This is a genomic window from Actinomycetota bacterium (genome assembly GCA_009923495.1).
GTDB lineage: Bacteria > Actinomycetota > Actinomycetes > S36-B12 > UBA5976 > UBA5976.
This window is the reverse complement of record RFTJ01000003.1, coordinates 38586-55447: the sequence shown is the minus strand read 5'-3', so window position 1 is coordinate 55447 and position 16862 is coordinate 38586. Positions and strand designations below refer to the sequence as shown.

General features: G+C 48.0%; 16 protein-coding genes. 12 read left to right on the top strand and 4 right to left on the bottom strand.

From position 1 onward, the window contains the following. Positions 1-29: 29 nt before the first annotated feature. The 3 genes from EBS36_02100 (at position 30) to raiA (ending at position 2187) form a co-directional block, all read left to right on the top strand. A complete protein-coding gene (locus EBS36_02100; GenBank protein NBU31950.1) occupies positions 30-710 on the top strand; it encodes a DNA-binding response regulator in 681 nt (226 codons plus the stop codon). A 150-nt stretch (positions 711-860) separates the two neighbouring features. Continuing rightward, the gene (locus EBS36_02095; GenBank protein ID NBU31949.1) at positions 861-1394 is read left to right on the top strand and encodes a ComF family protein; all 534 of its coding nucleotides are present in this window, start codon (positions 861-863) and stop codon (positions 1392-1394) included. A 166-nt stretch (positions 1395-1560) separates the two neighbouring features. Then, positions 1561-2187, top strand: a complete 627-nt coding sequence (gene raiA / locus EBS36_02090) for a ribosome-associated translation inhibitor RaiA (GenBank protein NBU31948.1) — start codon at positions 1561-1563, stop codon at positions 2185-2187. 4 nt (positions 2188-2191) lie between these two features. Here raiA and EBS36_02085 read toward each other — a convergent pair whose 3' ends face one another. Continuing rightward, positions 2192-2968 (bottom strand): isoprenyl transferase, encoded by a 777-nt coding sequence (locus tag EBS36_02085; protein NBU31947.1) that lies wholly within the window; start codon positions 2966-2968, stop codon positions 2192-2194. A gap of 172 nt (positions 2969-3140) precedes the next feature. Between EBS36_02085 and EBS36_02080 the strand changes: the two genes are divergently transcribed. Further along, the gene (locus EBS36_02080) at positions 3141-4436 is read left to right on the top strand and encodes a PhoH family protein (protein NBU31946.1); all 1296 of its coding nucleotides are present in this window, start codon (positions 3141-3143) and stop codon (positions 4434-4436) included. An 11-nt stretch (positions 4437-4447) separates the two neighbouring features. Here EBS36_02080 and EBS36_02075 read toward each other — a convergent pair whose 3' ends face one another. Then, positions 4448-6097 carry a fumarate hydratase gene (locus tag EBS36_02075; GenBank protein NBU31945.1) on the bottom strand — a complete coding sequence of 550 codons (1650 nt, stop codon included), beginning with the start codon at positions 6095-6097 and terminating at the stop codon, positions 4448-4450. A gap of 88 nt (positions 6098-6185) precedes the next feature. On the opposite strand from EBS36_02075, the gene EBS36_02070 reads away from it, so the two are divergent. Further along, the gene (locus EBS36_02070; protein ID NBU31944.1) at positions 6186-6731 is read left to right on the top strand and encodes a DUF4245 domain-containing protein; all 546 of its coding nucleotides are present in this window, start codon (positions 6186-6188) and stop codon (positions 6729-6731) included. A 37-nt stretch (positions 6732-6768) separates the two neighbouring features. Beyond that, positions 6769-6978: an exodeoxyribonuclease VII small subunit gene (locus tag EBS36_02065; protein NBU31943.1), complete on the top strand. Its 210-nt coding sequence runs from the start codon at positions 6769-6771 to the stop codon at positions 6976-6978. 27 nt (positions 6979-7005) lie between these two features. Here EBS36_02065 and EBS36_02060 read toward each other — a convergent pair whose 3' ends face one another. Then, on the bottom strand, positions 7006-8241 hold the full coding sequence (locus EBS36_02060; protein ID NBU31942.1) for an exodeoxyribonuclease VII large subunit: 1236 nt from the start codon (positions 8239-8241) through the stop codon (positions 7006-7008). Between the two features lie 45 nt (positions 8242-8286). On the opposite strand from EBS36_02060, the gene EBS36_02055 reads away from it, so the two are divergent. Further along, positions 8287-9240, top strand: coding sequence for a 4-hydroxy-3-methylbut-2-enyl diphosphate reductase (locus EBS36_02055; protein NBU31941.1), 954 nt, complete (start codon positions 8287-8289; stop codon positions 9238-9240). Here the strand turns inward: EBS36_02055 and EBS36_02050 are convergent. Then, a complete protein-coding gene (locus tag EBS36_02050) occupies positions 9237-9641 on the bottom strand; it encodes a hypothetical protein (protein ID NBU31940.1) in 405 nt (134 codons plus the stop codon). The genes EBS36_02055 and EBS36_02050 overlap by 4 nt on opposite strands. 74 nt (positions 9642-9715) lie before the next feature. Between EBS36_02050 and ychF the strand changes: the two genes are divergently transcribed. From ychF to EBS36_02025, 5 genes are all read left to right on the top strand, one after another. After that, positions 9716-10789, top strand: a complete 1074-nt coding sequence (gene ychF / locus EBS36_02045; GenBank protein NBU31939.1) for a redox-regulated ATPase YchF — start codon at positions 9716-9718, stop codon at positions 10787-10789. A 23-nt stretch (positions 10790-10812) separates the two neighbouring features. Continuing rightward, complete coding sequence (locus EBS36_02040; protein NBU31938.1) at positions 10813-11352, top strand: GNAT family N-acetyltransferase; 540 nt, start codon at positions 10813-10815, stop codon at positions 11350-11352. An 82-nt stretch (positions 11353-11434) separates the two neighbouring features. Beyond that, positions 11435-13309, top strand: coding sequence for a translational GTPase TypA (gene typA / locus EBS36_02035; GenBank protein ID NBU31937.1), 1875 nt, complete (start codon positions 11435-11437; stop codon positions 13307-13309). An 8-nt stretch (positions 13310-13317) separates the two neighbouring features. Further along, the gene (locus EBS36_02030; GenBank protein ID NBU31936.1) at positions 13318-15081 is read left to right on the top strand and encodes a hypothetical protein; all 1764 of its coding nucleotides are present in this window, start codon (positions 13318-13320) and stop codon (positions 15079-15081) included. A 69-nt stretch (positions 15082-15150) separates the two neighbouring features. Continuing rightward, a complete protein-coding gene (locus tag EBS36_02025; GenBank protein ID NBU31935.1) occupies positions 15151-16860 on the top strand; it encodes a hypothetical protein in 1710 nt (569 codons plus the stop codon). The last annotated feature ends 2 nt before the right edge of the window (positions 16861-16862 follow it).

Below are 16862 nucleotides of genomic sequence, written 5' to 3'. Positions count from 1 at the left end.
AATCTGATGTGCGACAGAGGTGAACTTACTTGTCCCCAAATATATTGGTGATTGAAGACGATCATGCAGTATCCGAGACGCTTGACTTAATTCTGCAGTCAGCAGGATTCAATGCCTCGTTTTCTTACGATGGGTCGGACGCAATTGAGACCTTCAAAGCAACCAATCCTGACCTAGTACTACTTGATCTGAATTTGCCAAATCTTGATGGTCTTGATGTTTTCAAGGGAATTAGGGCCATCAGTGCCGTTCCAATCATCATTCTTACCGCTCGAGATAATTCTGACGACATTGTCAAAGGCCTAGAACTTGGCGCTGATGATTACATCCCAAAGCCATGGCGCAGTAATGAAGAGTTGATTGCTCGAATTAAATCACGGTTGCGTCCAGTTGAGTTATCGAGTGCCTCCGAACTTCGAATCGGTGACATCGTCATTGATGTACTCGGCCACAAAGTTCGTCGCGGTACCACAGTTATTCCGCTTACAGTTTTGGAATTTAAGATTTTGGCAACTCTGGCAAAACAGCCGGCAAAAGTTTTCACTCGCGAGGCACTTTTAGAAGAGGTTTGGGACTATCGCCACTCTGCAGATACTCGGCTGGTGAATGTCCATATTCAGCGCTTGCGCGCCAAAGTTGAATTAGATCCCGATAAGCCAGAGATTGTGGTAACTGTTCGCGGTGTCGGGTATAAGGCTGGCCCGGCCTAACTTGCCGTGTTTTAAGTTCACAGCCAAGGTTTTCCACAATAATCCTGAGCTACTCCAGACACCAATTTCATTCACTTAACTAATTGTGTGCCCATATCACAGGTGCTATTTCCTCCCGTCTGTCTGTTCTGTAATCAACTGGAGCAGGTTTTGTGTAAATCGTGCCAATCGTCAATTAAGGTTTCCTGTGACCCAACCCTGACTGGGATTGCACAGAGTTGGAGCGCGGGTCCTTATGCGGACCCACTGCGCGGTGCGATCTTGGCCTACAAATCTGGACATCAGGAGAAGTCACTTGGACTCGCGAGAGTTCTTGAGTTGGTTTTACTGCGTTCGAAAATCCCGCCTAGCACACTGGTCCCACTGCCAAGCAGTACAGCCAAGGTACATAGTCGTGGCTTCGACACTATTGGCCTATTAGTAACCCAGATCGCCCGACGTACTGGCCTGCAGGTTGCCCCAATCTTGCGTTACGACAAGTTTACGCGCGAGCAGGTTGGGTTAAATCGAAGTCAGCGCCAGCAAAATATGCGCTCTGCATTCAAGACTTCGGTACCAATTTCTGGCGCTGTTGTGCTAGTTGATGATGTAGTTACTACTGGGGCAACAGTTGTCTGGGCAGCAAAAAGTCTGCGAATTGCAGGTGCCCAAAAAATCTTCTTGATTTCTCTGTGCCGAACCTAAAAACGGGGTTACGGTGAATATGTGACACCCACTCGGGAGATACCTTGTGTGGCAGAGGCTCGTTTTTGGAGCGACTCTGCAATCCCGTATTGCCGGTCAGTGGCAAATAGCCCGAGTGGGTGCCATTTACAAGACCGAGCTCGCCTGAATCAAATGAGGAAATGACATGAGAAATTCAATTGAAAGATCGACCACTTCTAACTTGAACATCGTCATTCACGGTCGCCACACAGCAGTTTCAAAAAATTTCAAAGAACAGGTAACCGCCAAACTGAGTCGGATTGAACGATTCTCGTTAAACATCACCCGGGTCGATGTTGAAGTAACGCACGAGTCAAATCCGCGACAGAGCGAGCGGGCATTTGAAATAGAACTCACATCAGATGGCACTGGTCCATTTGTCCGCGCTATGGCTCACGCGGCAGACCAATACACTGCCTTTGATCTGGCTTTTGAGCGCTTTGAAGAGCAGTTGCGCAGATTGCACGAGCGAAATAAATCCATCAAACACCAGCGACCAAGCCCAAGCCCAGTGCTTGACTTCAACATGGACTTGGTAGCCAATGACGCCGCAAAGCCTGATGCGGATTTGGTGCTTTCGAGTGGGCCGTTACAGGTTGAACTCAAACATCCATCGATTCCTGAACTTTCAGTCGAGCAGGCGGTTGAGCGGATGGAAGCAAGCGGATTGAAGTTTTTGCTGTTTATTGATTCGGACTCAGGACTGCAAAGTGTGCTTTACCCACGGCATGGTTACGATTACGGTTTGGTGCAGCTCGACCAAGTTAGTTAGCTTGCTAAACACCGAACCTACGATTTCGGATGGCAAACGAGCGAAGCGCGCGCAAGAAGTCAATCTTTCGAAAGTTTGGCCAGTAGGCTTCACAAAAATAGAACTCAGAATGAGCACTCTGCCAGAGTAGAAAACCGCTGAGCCGTTGCTCTCCTGATGTGCGAATCACTAGATCAGGATCGGGCTGTCCTTTGGTGTAAAGGTGATCGGCAATGTGTTCTAGGTCAAGCATGTTTGCTAGCTCGTCCAAGGAGGTGCCGGCCTTTGCATGTTCTTGTAGGAGCGATTTAACTGCATCGACTACTTCGCGCCTTCCACCGTATCCAACCGCAATGTTTACGACTAAGCCCTCGCTTTTGCTTGAGCTGAGTTGGGCGGAAGTCAAGATGTTGGCGGTATTCGCTGGAAGCAAAGTTAGGGAACCCACAGGATTAATCTGCCAGCGGCCGGTTTCAGCTAGCGAAGTTACCGTATTTTCAATTACCCGCAACAATGGCTCAAGTTCTTCTGGCTTTCGAGCCAGGTTATCGGTCGAGAGCAACCAGAGTGTGACTACTTTGACATCAACTTCTTCACACCAACCCAGAAACTCGGCAATTTTGGCACCACCTGCTCGATGGCCATGTTCCGAAGAGGAACCTTGTCCGGCGGCCCAGCGCCGATTCCCATCAAGAATTACGCCAACATGCGCCGGCAATTGTTCTCGAGGCAGGCGATGAGCGAGGCGATGTCCGTATAGGTCATATGCGACATCTCCAACGAGTTTTTTAAATCGCCCCATAACATCAGATTAGTGCTCATCAGAAATGATTAGGTACATAGAGCGGCAACCTTTTGTTAACAAATCCATACGGCGTGGGACACACATCTCTGGAATTTTTGGGCGTATTGTCCCTGATATCAGGGTGGACGGGGAAGCCACCCCAGAGCAAAACTGAATGTGAAGTGGTCGCGTGAACCAGCGCCGAACCTTCGTAATTGATACGAGCGTCTTGCTATCCGATCCAAACGCCTTATTTCGTTTCGACGAACACGAGGTTGTCATACCGATTGTTGTGATCACAGAATTGGAAGCAAAGCGAACCCATCCAGAACTTGGCTACTTTGCACGTTCGGCTCTTAGAGCTCTCGATGATTTACGAATTAAATTCGGCCGCCTAGATGCACCAATTCCCTTGGGTGATAAAGGTGGTGAGTTGCATGTTGAACTCAATCACACCGATGCCGAAGTGCTTCCTGCCGGATTTCGACTTGGCGATAACGACACCAGAATATTAGCTGTTGCAAAAAGTCTTGCCGACGAAGGCAAGACTGTGGTTCTAGTCAGTAAAGATTTACCTCTTAGGGTAAAGGCGTCAGCGGTTGGACTTGAGGCTCAGGAATACCGGGCCGAGATTGTGCCATCAAGTGGTTGGACGGGCATGACCGAATTGACGGTTTCGGCAAATGACATTGATGATTTGTACGACGAAGAAGTAATTGAGCTTGAAGCAGTTCGAGACCTTCCTTGCCATACAGGCGTTGTCCTTGCAAGTGAGCGCGGTAGCGCATTAGGCCGGGTAACTGCCGATAAGCAGCTCAAGTTAGTTCGAGGCGACCGTGAAGCCTTTGGAATTCATGGCAGAAGTGCAGAGCAACGAATTGCCCTTGACTTACTACTTGACCAAGAAGTAGGAATTGTTTCGCTCGGTGGTCGAGCCGGAACAGGTAAGAGTGCGCTAGCACTTTGCGCTGGCCTGGAAGCAGTATTGGAGCGTCGTCAGCACCGCAAAGTTGTTGTGTTCCGCCCTTTGTATGCGGTTGGCGGTCAAGAATTGGGCTACTTGCCAGGAACTGAAAATGAAAAAATGTCCCCGTGGGCGCAGGCAGTCTTTGACACATTGTCTGCAGTTGCCTCGGCTGATGTCATTGAAGAAATCGTCGATCGTGGAATGTTGGAGGTGTTGCCACTAACCCACATAAGAGGGCGATCACTGCATGACACTTATGTGATCGTGGATGAAGCACAGTCGCTTGAGCGCAATGTTTTACTAACCGTGCTTTCGCGCATTGGTAAAGGTAGTCGAGTTGTGCTTACCCATGACGTCGCACAGCGAGATAACCTGCGAGTTGGTAGACATGACGGTGTGGTTGCGGTAGTTGAGAAACTTAAGGGTCATCCGCTCTTTGCCCACGTAACTCTGACCCGTTCAGAGCGCTCGCCAATCGCGGCATTAGTAACAGATTTACTCGAAGAGTTGCCAGTCTGATTCGCTAAAAGCTAGAGAACCGGATTTAGGAAAGTTCGCGTCGTGCTGGCGTAGAAGTCGTTACCTTTATCGTCAATCACGACAAACGCTGGGAAGTTAACCACATCAATCTTCCAGACTGCTTCCATTCCCAGGTCAGCAAAGTCTAAAACTTCAACCTTGGTGATGTTTTCTGTCGCCAAAATTGCAGCGGGCCCGCCAATGGAACCAAGGTAAAAACCGCCATGTTTGGCGCAGGACTTCACAACAGCTTCACTGCGATTACCTTTGGCCAACATCACCATTGAGCCGCCGAGTTCTTGGAATCGCTCAACATAACTATCCATCCGACCCGCAGTTGTTGGACCAAATGACCCAGATGCATATCCGACAGGCGTCTTGGCTGGGCCAGCGTAATAAACGGCGTACTCACGAAAATATTGAGGCAGTTCTTCACCTCGTTCTAACATTTCCAAAATTCGAGCATGCGCAATATCGCGGGCCACGATAAGAGAGCCAGTTAGCGATAGCCGCGTTTTCACCGGACAAACTGATAGTTGTTCTTGGATTTTTGTCATTGGCTGACTGAGGTCTATTTCAACCACATCGTCGGCCAAATGGGTATCGGTAATCTCTGGCAAAAATCGGGCTGGCTCGCGGTCTAATTTCTCAATGTATGCGCCACTGTGATTTATTCGCACGATGGCTTGCCGATCAGCCGAACATGAGACAGCGATTGCAATTGGACATGATGCTCCATGCCGAGGCAGGCGGATTACTCGGACATCGTGACAGAAATATTTGCCTCCAAATTGCGCGCCGATTCCAAATTGCTGTGTTAGCTGCAAGATCTGCGCTTCTAAGTTAGGATCCCGAAAGCCGATTCCAAATTCGCCGCCACTAGTTGCCATGCCGTCTAGATAACGAGTACTTGCTAATTTGGCAACCTTCAAGGCATATTCCGCACTAGTGCCACCTACGACAACCGCCAAGTGGTAGGGCGGACAAGCCGAGGTTCCAATTTGTCGAAGTTTGTCTGACATGAATTCCATGAAGCGCTTTGGATTCAAAACCGCTTTGGTTTCTTGATACAAGAAACTCTTATTAGCGCTTCCACCACCTTTTGCGATGAAAAGCATTTCATATTCATTTTCATGACCAGGTTTGGTGTCTGAATAAATTTCAATCTGCGCTGGCAGGTTTGATCCTGTATTTTTTTCATCCCACATGGTGACGGGAGACATTTGAGAGTAGCGAAGATTTAGTTTCTGGTAGGCAATGTAGATGCCTTTGCTTAGCGCCTCTTCATCATTACCTGGTGTCAGTACTTGCGAACCTCGCTTTGCCGAGATAATTGCGGTGCCGGTGTCTTGGCACATCGGCAGCACACCGCCGGCAGAAACATTAGCGTTTTTCAATAAGTCGAGGGCAACAAAGCGGTCATTGCTTGAGGCATCAGGGTCATCAATGATGGCTCGAAGTTGCACTAGATGATCAGTGCGCAAATAGTGCGAAATGTCATGAATTGCTTCGTAGGCCACTTTCTCTAAAGTCTCAGTCGAAATAGTTAGAAAAGTGCGATTGCCCAATGTTTCCGTGGCGATTCCATCAGTGGTGATAAGCCGGAATTCAGGATTAGGTGGCGTAGCACCCAACATTTCTGAATACTGAAAATCAACCATGCCTTAAGCCTACGCCCGAACATCGCGATTAGCGGTTTGCCCAAGCGCCAGAAAAGCAAAGTGCAAGTAAACAGGGCAAGATAAGAGCATGGCAAAAAAGCGGGGCCGAGAAACTGCACGCGATATGGTTTTCAGTATGGGAGCGGTGCTTTTAACCGTCCTAGTTATCCTGACAATCACCTTTCGTAAGCACGACCAAACATTGCCTGAAGCGAATTTCACTTCGGCACTTTCGGCGGCACAGGCACAAAGCAATTGGCCAGTTTTTATTCCAAGTGTCGAAATTCTTAATAGCCCAACAAAATTTAAGTTAACCCAAGCTCGGTATGAGGCGGAGTCTTATGGAAACTCCACAGACACGCGTTGGTATCTGGGTTATCGAACTGCCGAGAATAGGTACATCTCACTGTGGCAAAGTGATGGTCAAATCGAACAGATTGTTGCAACCGCCAGTAATGAAGGGCAATGTATCGGGTCGGTGCAAATTGCCGGCAAACTGTGGCAAAAATGCAGTCAGGCTAAGCCGTTGTCCCGAGTTATTTTTCGCAAGGATGGCGACACGGTATTGGTTGTATCAGGAACCGAGTCCTTTCCAAACCTAATCAATTTCGCGGCTGGACTAAGGAAGTCCTAAAGCCTCTCTGGTCAGGTTTGCAGACTACGATTGCATTATGACTGAAGACTTTGCCAACCTGTCTTACGAGCAGGCAAAGGCGGCGTTAGATGAAGTTGTGGCAAAGATTGAAAATAAGGATTTGCCACTTGATGAGATGGTTACTCTATGGGAGCAGGGCGAGAAGTTAGCAGCCGTATGCGAAAAGCATTTACAGAGTGCACGCGCCCGTTTAGTGGCGCTTCGCCCTGAGTTGACTTCCGAATAAGTCAATCGACTGAATCAACTGTGCTATTTAATCCGTACGGATTACTTGAACAGTTAATAAGCCATCGGCAACTTTGACGGTAATTGTTTCATCTTCCGAAATTTGATTCGTTGATTTAATTACCTGTTGCTTTGCGTTGCGGGCAATTGCATAGCCACGATCTAGAGTTCCTTGGGGCGAGAGTGCCCGAAGTGTGCCCGTGATTCCTTTTAGCTCAGCTACACCGAGTTGCACTTTAGTAAACACTTTGCTTTGTAACTGATTTCGAGTTGCCGAGTTAGCCGTTATGCGCTGGTCAATTAAGACTGAGGGGTTTGCTAATGCCGGCTTTGCTTTTACCTGTGCCAGTTCTTGACCCAACCTGGAAATTTTGGTCATCGTGCTGCTAGCTAGCTGATTTCGAGCAGCAATGACAAACGCAATCTCCTCCATTAAATCAGGCACGATTTTATTGGCCGCATCGGTTGGTGTTGAGGCTCGATAGTCAGCAACATAATCAACAAGCGGCCGATCCTCCTCATGGCCAATTGCTACGACAATTGGACTTTGGGCCGCTGAAATTGTTCGAATTAGCGATTCGTCACTAAACGGCAAGAGGTCTTCAAAGCTTCCGCCGCCGCGCGCAATGACAATTACATCTATGTCAGAGATAGCATCTAGTTCGGTCAGCGCTTGGCATACTTCCCTTACCGCAGTGGCACCTTGCACTTTTACTTCCCGAACTTCAAATTCAGCCTCTGGCCACCTTCGCCTCGTGTTTTCGATTACGTCATGTTTCGCATCACTGTTTTTGCCACAAATTAATCCGATTCTCCTGGGCAAAAATGGAATTGGCTTTTTGCGTTCTTCGGCAAACAATCCTTCAGCAGCCAAAACATTTCGGAGTGCCTCAAGCCGAGCTAGCAGTTCACCAATTCCAACCGCGCGTATTTGCAAAATCTTGAACTGCAAAGTTCCCTTGTTCTTCCACCAATCGGCTTTAACCTGAGCAATAACCCTGGATCCCTGTTCAATCGGGGGACTAACATCCAGTGTGGCTCGCTCCCAAGTGAATAATTTGATGGTTGCGTCACTGTCCACATCGCGAAGACTGACAAACGACAATCCGCCCCTCGTACTTAGTTCTGCGATTTGACCCTCAACCCAGATAGTGCCCAAGCGACCAACGTAATCAGCCATCATGGCACTGAGTCCAGATACCGGCACTGGAGTTTGCGGGTCTTTTCCTGGCAGAGCAGGATCTACAACAGTCACAGGTTCCATTCTGCCTTGTGAGCGTGATATTTAACTGTGGCTTACGATAGGTGTGTGAGCAAAAAAATTCTATTGGCCAAACCTCGTGGTTATTGCGCTGGCGTCGACCGAGCTGTTGAAACTGTCAAACAAGCCCTAGAACTTTACGGCTCACCAATTTATGTGCGAAAGCAGATTGTGCACAACAAGCACGTAGTTTCCGCTCTTGAAGAGCGCGGAGCAATCTTCGTTGATGAAACCGATGAAGTGCCCGAAGGTGCAACCGTTGTTTTCAGCGCTCACGGTGTCGCACCAAGTGTGCATGAAGAGGCACAGACTCGAAACCTCAAAACGATTGACGCAACCTGCCCGCTGGTGACCAAAGTCCACGCCGAAGCTAGAAGATTTGGCAACGAGGATTATCAGATCCTGCTCATTGGTCATGAAGGTCATGAAGAAGTTGAAGGCACTATGGGTGAAGCCGTAGGCAACATAACCTTGGTTGATGGCCTTGATCAAGTTGAAACTGTAGAAATTGATCCAGATCGCCCAGTAGCCTGGCTGTCCCAAACCACTTTGTCGGTTGACGAGACACTTACTGCGGTTGCTAGATTGCGCGAGCGATTCCCGCAGCTAATTGATCCGCCTAGTGATGACATTTGCTACGCAACTCAAAATCGCCAGGTTGCCGTCAAGGAAATCGCCAAAAAATGTGACTTGATGCTGGTGGTAGGTTCTGCAAACTCATCTAATACCGTTCGCCTTGTTGACGTGGCATTGGAAAACGGCACAGCGCAGGCTTATCGAATTGATTTCGCCAGCGAGATTCACGAGGAGTGGCTTGCTGGAGTTTCTACTGTTGGACTAACAAGTGGCGCTTCGGTACCAGAACTGTTGGTAGATGATGTTTTAGTCTGGCTGGCGAATCATGGATTTGCAGATGTCGAAGAAGTAACTACAGCGGACGAGCATTTGATGTTTTCTTTGCCGCGAGAATTGCGTCGAGACATTAAAGCAGCGAAAGCCTAATCTGTTCGCCCGCGAAAATAGTGAGTTAGCACAGCAATAATTGTGGCGGCTAGAATCCACAAGAAGTGCGATCCAAGCCCATAGACCAACAAGAAAACCTGTTGCACTTTCCATGATCCGCCAGCATTTGTTGCAAACTGGCCTACGGTTATTAACGAGACTAACCAGGCAATCGCCGGCGCACAGTAACTTGCCAGAAAATCCTTCTGATTAATCTTCAGTGAGATCAGCAGGCTGCTAGCCACCAAAGTTACATCCGCAACTATTCCAATCCGGTGATTAAATGCGATATTGAATGCCATAGCCAAAGTTACCCAAATCGTAGTTAGCAATATTGCTAAGCCAAACCGTAAGCCAGACTGGGAGTCATCCTCCTGGGCCAACTCTTCATTAATCGCCATACTCATACGGTAGTACCAAAGTGCTCAGACCTATGCATGAGCAATCGCAAGTTGTGGCGACTACGCTTGGGTTTATGGGTTTAACAATCGGAATTGTCGGCTTACCAAATGTCGGGAAATCAACGCTATTTAACGCACTCACACGCAATAATGTTTTGGCCGCAAATTACCCGTTCGCAACCATCGAGCCCAACACTGGGGTCGTTGCCGTTCCAGATAGTCGACTTGATGTTTTGGCAAAGATTTTTAGCTCGCAAGAGATTTTGCCTGCAACAGTTACATTCGTTGATATTGCAGGAATTGTCCGTGGCGCAAGCGAAGGCGAAGGGCTTGGCAACAAGTTCTTAGCGAACATCCGCGAGTCAGATGCAATCTGCCAAGTAATCCGAGCGTTCTCAGATCCAGACGTTATTCATGTCGATGGAAAAGTTTCCCCTGCGGACGATATCGAAACGATTAATACTGAACTTATCTTGGCTGATCTACAAACGCTGGAAAAGGCTATTCCGAGATTGTCCAAGGAAGCAAAGCAGGATAAAGCTCGAGCCGCAGTTTTGGAGACTGCAGAAAAAGCAGCCGAGATTTTGAATACTGGACAAACAATTTTTGCTTCGGGATTGGACTCGACTCCGATCCGTGAACTTTTTTTGTTGACAGCGAAACCATTTCTTTACGTATTTAATTTAGATGATGATGAAATGACCGACCTCAGTTTGAAGCAATCGCTTTCTAAATTGGTAGCCCCGGCTGAGGCAGTTTTCTTAAATGCAAAATTGGAAGCTGATCTAACGGAATTAGACGAAGCAGAAGCGTTGGAACTTTTACAAACCGTTGGACAGGCGCAAAGCGGTATTGCTGTTCTTTCTCGCGTAGGTTTCGAAACCTTGGGTTTGCAGACTTATTTAACCGCCGGGCCAAAAGAAGCCCGAGCTTGGACTATCCGCCGCGGGGCTACTGCTCCTGAAGCGGCTGGGGTAATTCACACCGACTTCCAAAAGGGATTCATTAAAGCCGAAATCGTCAGTTTTGCGGATTTGGTAGAGGCCGGCTCAGTTTCAGAGGCCAAATCTCGGGGAAAAGTGCGGATGGAAGGCAAGGAATATGTGATGTCTGACGGAGATGTTGTTGAATTTCGATTCAATGTCTGACATTTATTGGTATATCTAATCTCGTGACTTCTCGGATTAGGTATGCATCTATCGATGATGCATTTGCCTTGCAAAACTTAATGGCTCAGACCTTTCCACTCGCTTGCCCTCCCGATGTTGCTAAGTCCGATATCCAAGTTCACTTGGCCCGACTTTGCTCTGCAGAAAATTTCAAGAGTTCTATCGCAGATGAGAAATCGGCAGTAATCGTTGCCTGCGATGGCTCAGAACTTTTGGGTTTCGCCCTGTTAATCTTCGCGGAAACCGAGAGTGCGGAAATTGCTGCATCCTTAACATCAGTTTCCAGTGCAGTTAAGTTAAGTCGCTTTTATGTTCATCCTAATTGGCATGGACAGGGTATCGCCCAGCAGCTAATGCAGCGTTCTTTTGAACTCGTTCATGAATTGGGTTGGTCTTCACTATGGCTAACGGTAAATAAGCAAAATGAGCGGGCAAATAAGTTCTATCAAAAGTGGGGCTTTGAAATAGTCGGCGAGAGCGATTTTATCCTCGGAGGCAGTGTGCAGAAGGATTTTGTCCGCGAACGCTTTTTCACTCGTTAAGTTTTCTCAATTAAGTCGCCGAAAAACCAGCCGACCAATGTTCTGGTCAGTAGAAAGCGCAGAATGAATTAGACTTGGGACGGTGACCCAAACCGCCTCGCGCTCCGACCTTCGTAATGTTGCCATCATCGCTCACGTTGACCATGGAAAAACAACGCTAGTTGATGCCATGCTTTGGCAATCGGGCGCTTTTTCGGCCCACCAAGATGTGACTGATCGGGTTATGGATTCCATGGATCTTGAGCGGGAAAAGGGAATCACTATCCTGGCCAAAAACACCGCTGTCCGGTACAACGGGCCAGCGGCACCGACTGGGGTAACACTTAACATCATTGATACTCCCGGTCACGCAGATTTTGGTGGCGAGGTTGAGCGCGGCCTGGAAATGGTAGATGGCGTGCTACTACTAGTAGATGCCAGCGAAGGACCCCTACCGCAAACCCGATTTGTTTTGCGCAAAGCCTTGGCCAAGAAACTCCCCGTAGTTTTAGTGATCAACAAGGTTGATCGAAGTGACGCACGAATCGCTGAAGTAGTCGATGAGACTTACGAACTATTTTTTGACTTGGATGCAACCGAAGAGCAAATTAACTTTCCAATTGTTTATGCGTCAGCAAAAGCAGGACGCGCTTCTCTGGCTCGGCCTGAAGATGGGGCGATGCCTGAGGAAGAAAACCTAGAGCCATTGTTTAGAACCTTGATTGAAACAGTTCCCGCTCCAACCTACAATCCAGAAGCCCCGTTACAAGCCCATGTTACGAACCTGGACTCCTCGCCATATCTTGGTCGCTTGGCCCTCTGTCGGGTTCACAATGGCAACATAAAAAAAGGACAGCAAGTCGCTTGGTGTAAATCTGATGGGACCATTGAGCGAGTGAAAGTTGTAGAACTACTCATGACTGAAGCATTAACGCGAGTTTCTGCCCAAAGTGCTGGTCCAGGCGACATCATTGCTGTTGCAGGTATGGAAAACATAACAATTGGCGAAACCTTAGCCGATCCTGAGAATCCAATTCCGCTGCCGATAATCACAGTGGACGAGCCGTCAATCTCCATGACAATCGGAATCAACACTTCGCCGCTTTCTGGTGAAACTGGCAGTAAAGTTACTGCTCGATTGCTTAAGACTCGACTCGATGCTGAACTTATCGGAAATGTCTCGCTACGAGTACTAGACACTGAACGACCAGATACTTGGGAAGTTCAGGGCCGCGGCGAACTGCAACTGGCGATACTTGTGGAGCTCATGCGCCGAGAGAAATATGAGCTAACAGTCGGTAAGCCACAGGTCGTTACGAGAGAGATAAACGGCAAACTTCACGAGCCAGTGGAACGCCTAACGATTGATGTACCCGAGGACTATGTAGGAGTTGTTACTCAACTGCTGGGTTTGCGTAAAGGTCGCTTGGAGCAAATGATCAACCACGGCACCGGCTGGGTGCGAATGGAGTATTTAGTTCCAGCACGAGGCTTAATTGGCTTTCGAACTGAATTTCTAACCGAGACGCGGGGCACTGGCCTACTGCATCACGTATTTGAGAAATACGAAGCCTGGTTTGGCGAGCTTAGAACTAGGCCAACGGGCTCGCTAGTCGCAGATCGCCGTGGCGCTGTGACTGCCTATGCCTGTTTTGGCTTGCAAGAGCGTGGAACGCTATTTGTCACCCCGACAACCGAGGTTTATGAAGGCATGGTTGTCGGCGAAAATGCCAGATCTGATGACATGGATGTAAATGTTGTGCGCGAAAAGAAGTTAACCAACGTACGTTCATCTACCGGAGATGAATTAGAAAGACTAATTCCAGCCAAGCAGTTAAGTCTGGAACAAGCTTTAGAGTTTTGTCGCGAAGACGAATGTGTAGAAGTCACCCCAAGTCACGTGCGCATCAGAAAAGTTCTGCTCACTAAGACTGATCGTGATCGGGCTCGGGCGAAGGCGAAGACACAAAATTCGTGAGGCTAAAAGTGTCGCCCAATCGTGGCCTCGGCGTATTGGTCGTGGTGATACTTGGCATTGTGCTCCTAGCTGGCTCAATTCCGACAAGTGTGGTTGAACCCAAACAGAATTCAGCTTTGGTAACTATTGTGGGCAAGGTAGCCGAGGATGGTGGCAATTTAGTCCTAGGCTCTAGTCAACTCTGTGATTCTTTTGATCCCGCCGAGAGCTTTGATGCCTGGTGTGCAGTTGTTTTTCGACTCTATTCCCGAAATGTAATGTCATTCAGCAGCAAGCCTGGGTTGGCCGGGTTTGAAACTCAGCCCGACTTGGCGGCAGCCACCCCGAGAGTACATTCAAGTAAAGCAATATGGACTTTTCAGATTCGAAAGAATGCTTTTTGGAATAGTGGAAAGCCAGTGACTGTAGCTGACATTCGCTACTCAATAGAACGACTTTTTTCGCCAGAGCATATTGGCGCCGTTAACTTCAACTACTTGTGCTTGTTAAGTTCCTGTCCCAAAGGCGTGCCGTCCTATCAAGGGCCAGGAATGAGGGGTGAAAAGCATCTTTACTCGATTCGGACTACAACCAAAGACACAATAACGTTCAAGCTCACAAGCCCAAATCCGAACTTCGACCGAGTACTGGCCTTGCCCCAATTTTCCGTGGTTGAAATGTCAAGAGATTTATATTTGAAGCGGAAAAAGCAGGCGTATCGAAATTTGCCGAGCTCGAGCGGACCGTTTGTCTTAAAGCTAGATGCGAAGCGCCAGCGCGCAGCATTTACTCGCAATAAATATTGGACTCAGGCATCAGATGCCATCCGTGCCCCACATGTAAAGACCATTAAGTGGCGGGTGATTTCCGATTCAAAATTGTTGACTAAGGCAACGTTGCGAAATCAGATAGATGTACGAATCGGTGAAGATTTTCAATTTGCTAACGCAGATTTGGCGGCCGCCAGCAAAAAATATGGAGCGCAAATTGACCAGCCATACACCGGGTTTACGAGCTTTCTCGCAGTTAGATCAAAATCAGCCCCGCTAAATCGCATCTCCTGCCGTCAAGCAATCTTTTATGCAATAGATAAGGAAGCAATTCAGCGCGTTAAAGGTGGAGAAACTAAGGCACAGATCGCCACTTCGCTATTACCGCCGCTAGTAGCTGGTTATGATGCCAGTTCTGACTCATACAACAGCGGTAGCAAGCCGACAGGCGACCTGATTGCAGCGGAGGCGGCACTAAAAAAGTGTGGTTATCCCGAGGGCTTCGAAGTATCGATGGCGTATCTGAATATCGGGATTGGGACCGAGATTTTTCGAAAAGTGCAATCAAGTTTGGCGCGTGTTGGGATAGTCCTGGCGCCGAAGAAATTTGATAATTACTCGAAATTTGTTTCGGTGACCCGAAGCGACGAGCAGTTGACCAATGAGGGCATTGCACTTGTTATTAGTGGAGCGCAGTCAATGATAAACAGCCCACTTGATTACTGGTCCAGTTTTGTAGATGGTCGATTTACAAAGCCTTACGACAATGAAAATTTGGCTGGACTTAGCGATGAGCAGATTAATGCTGCACTAGATGACATAGCAACAGGAAATAAGGATGCCAGAACATTAAGTGGACAGATAAATGATCAAGTCATGGAAAATGCCACTTATTTGCCAATCACTTACGACAAATTCCTGCTCTATCGCAGTCCACAGATTGCCGGGGTTTATGTGCAGCAAGCACTTGGGGGTCAGTACGACATTGTGAATGTCGGTTTAGTCAAGACAGCAAAAAAGTAATTCTGCCCAGACTGACACGACTTACTGAAGCAAAATAGCCAACCGCTAGGCTATTTATTGGAGGTAATCATGAAAGTAGCTATCTCTAAAAGATTCTGTGCGATTCTGGCATTTTTAATTGCTGTTAGTGTGCTGAGCTCTTGTGGACGCAGTCAACAATTGGTCCAAGGCACAAAAGGCGGCACATTACGAATCCTTTCCAGCACAAGCCACATCAATCACCTCGATCCCCAGCGCAACTATTCTCGCGAAGACCTGGCTTTTGCCAGTGGATTTTTGACTCGTACGCTCACTCAATATCGGGTAACTCCAGATGCGGCCAAAGCAGGTGAGTTGGTAGCAGACCTAGGAACAGATTTAGGTGTTCATTCTCAGGATGCAAAGAGTTGGACTTTCACGATCCGCGACGGCATCAAATGGCAGGACGGTTCAGTAGTCACCTGTGCTGATGTGAAATATGGGGTATCTCGTTCGTTTGCCACCAATGTCATTACTGGCGGTCCGTATTATGCAGTCGCAATGTTGGATATTCCGATCACCAAGGAAGGTACCTCCAAGTATCGCGGACCCTATGTGAAAGATGCCGCTGGCCAGCGACTATTCGATAAAGCTGTTGCCTGCGATGGAAATAAAATTACTTTTAATCTTGCGAACCCTTCACTTGATTTCAACTACATTGTTAGCCTGAGTGCATTTGCTCCTGTTCCCAAAGCGCGGGATAAGCGCGCTAAATATGATTTTGCCGTTCAGTCAACTGGGCCATACCAGATTAAGTCCTATGTGAAAAAATCAAAGCTAGTCCTGGTGCGTAATCCAAATTGGGACCCGCTTACCGATAGCATCCGCAGCGCATTTCCAGACCGCATCGAATATGAATTTTCAGTGCCACGCAATGTGATTGCAACTCGATTGATGAAATCAGCAGGTGCAGATGCATATGCAGTTTCCGCGGAGCCAATTTTGTCTTCAAAAGTTGGTGAGATCTTCAGTGACCAGCAGTTTGCGAAGCGCAGATTCAATGGACCATCTGGCTCCGTTAGTTACTATGCGATAAACACACTAAAAGTGCCAAACGAGTTACATCGAAAGGCGATTCAGGCTGCTTTCCCCCGAGAAGGAATTCGTAAAAATGCTGGCGGGTTATATTCGGGAGATTACGCTGATGGATTACTTAGCCCTTCGCTAGCGAAGGATTTCGCATCAACAAATCTATGGACTGGACTTCTTGGCGAAGCGATTGCTCCAACTGGAAATCCAGCACTGGCCAAGCAACTAATCACTAAATCTAGAGTTAAGTTTCCGAACCCGCTGATCTTGGACTATGTGAAATCGCCAGCCGCTGACCGAAATGTTGCAGCTGTAGTCTCGGCCTTGGCTAAAGCAGGAATCGTAGTTAAGCCGCGCGGTGTTTCAGCAACTGGCTATTACCAAAATGTATTGAATCTGAAGATTCAAGGCGGAATCACGCCCTTTGAGTGGACCGCAGATTGGCCAAATGCTTCAACAGTTTTACCTGATTTAGTTGGCGGCGGCGGCTTTGATTTGTCCCATTACACGGAAAAATCGTGGCTTGAAACTTTCGCTAACGTAGCCGCTAGTTCAGACCGTGGAGATCAAGCAAAGGGCTGGAAGTCGCTCAATAGCAAAGCGGTTGATTTAGGCCTAGTGGTTCCGGTTACTTTAAATTTGCAACAAAGATTGGTTGGTGCAAAAGTCCAAGGGGCATACCTATGGGCAGCCTATGACTCTTGGCCGTATGCAACTCTCTCAACTCAGTAATG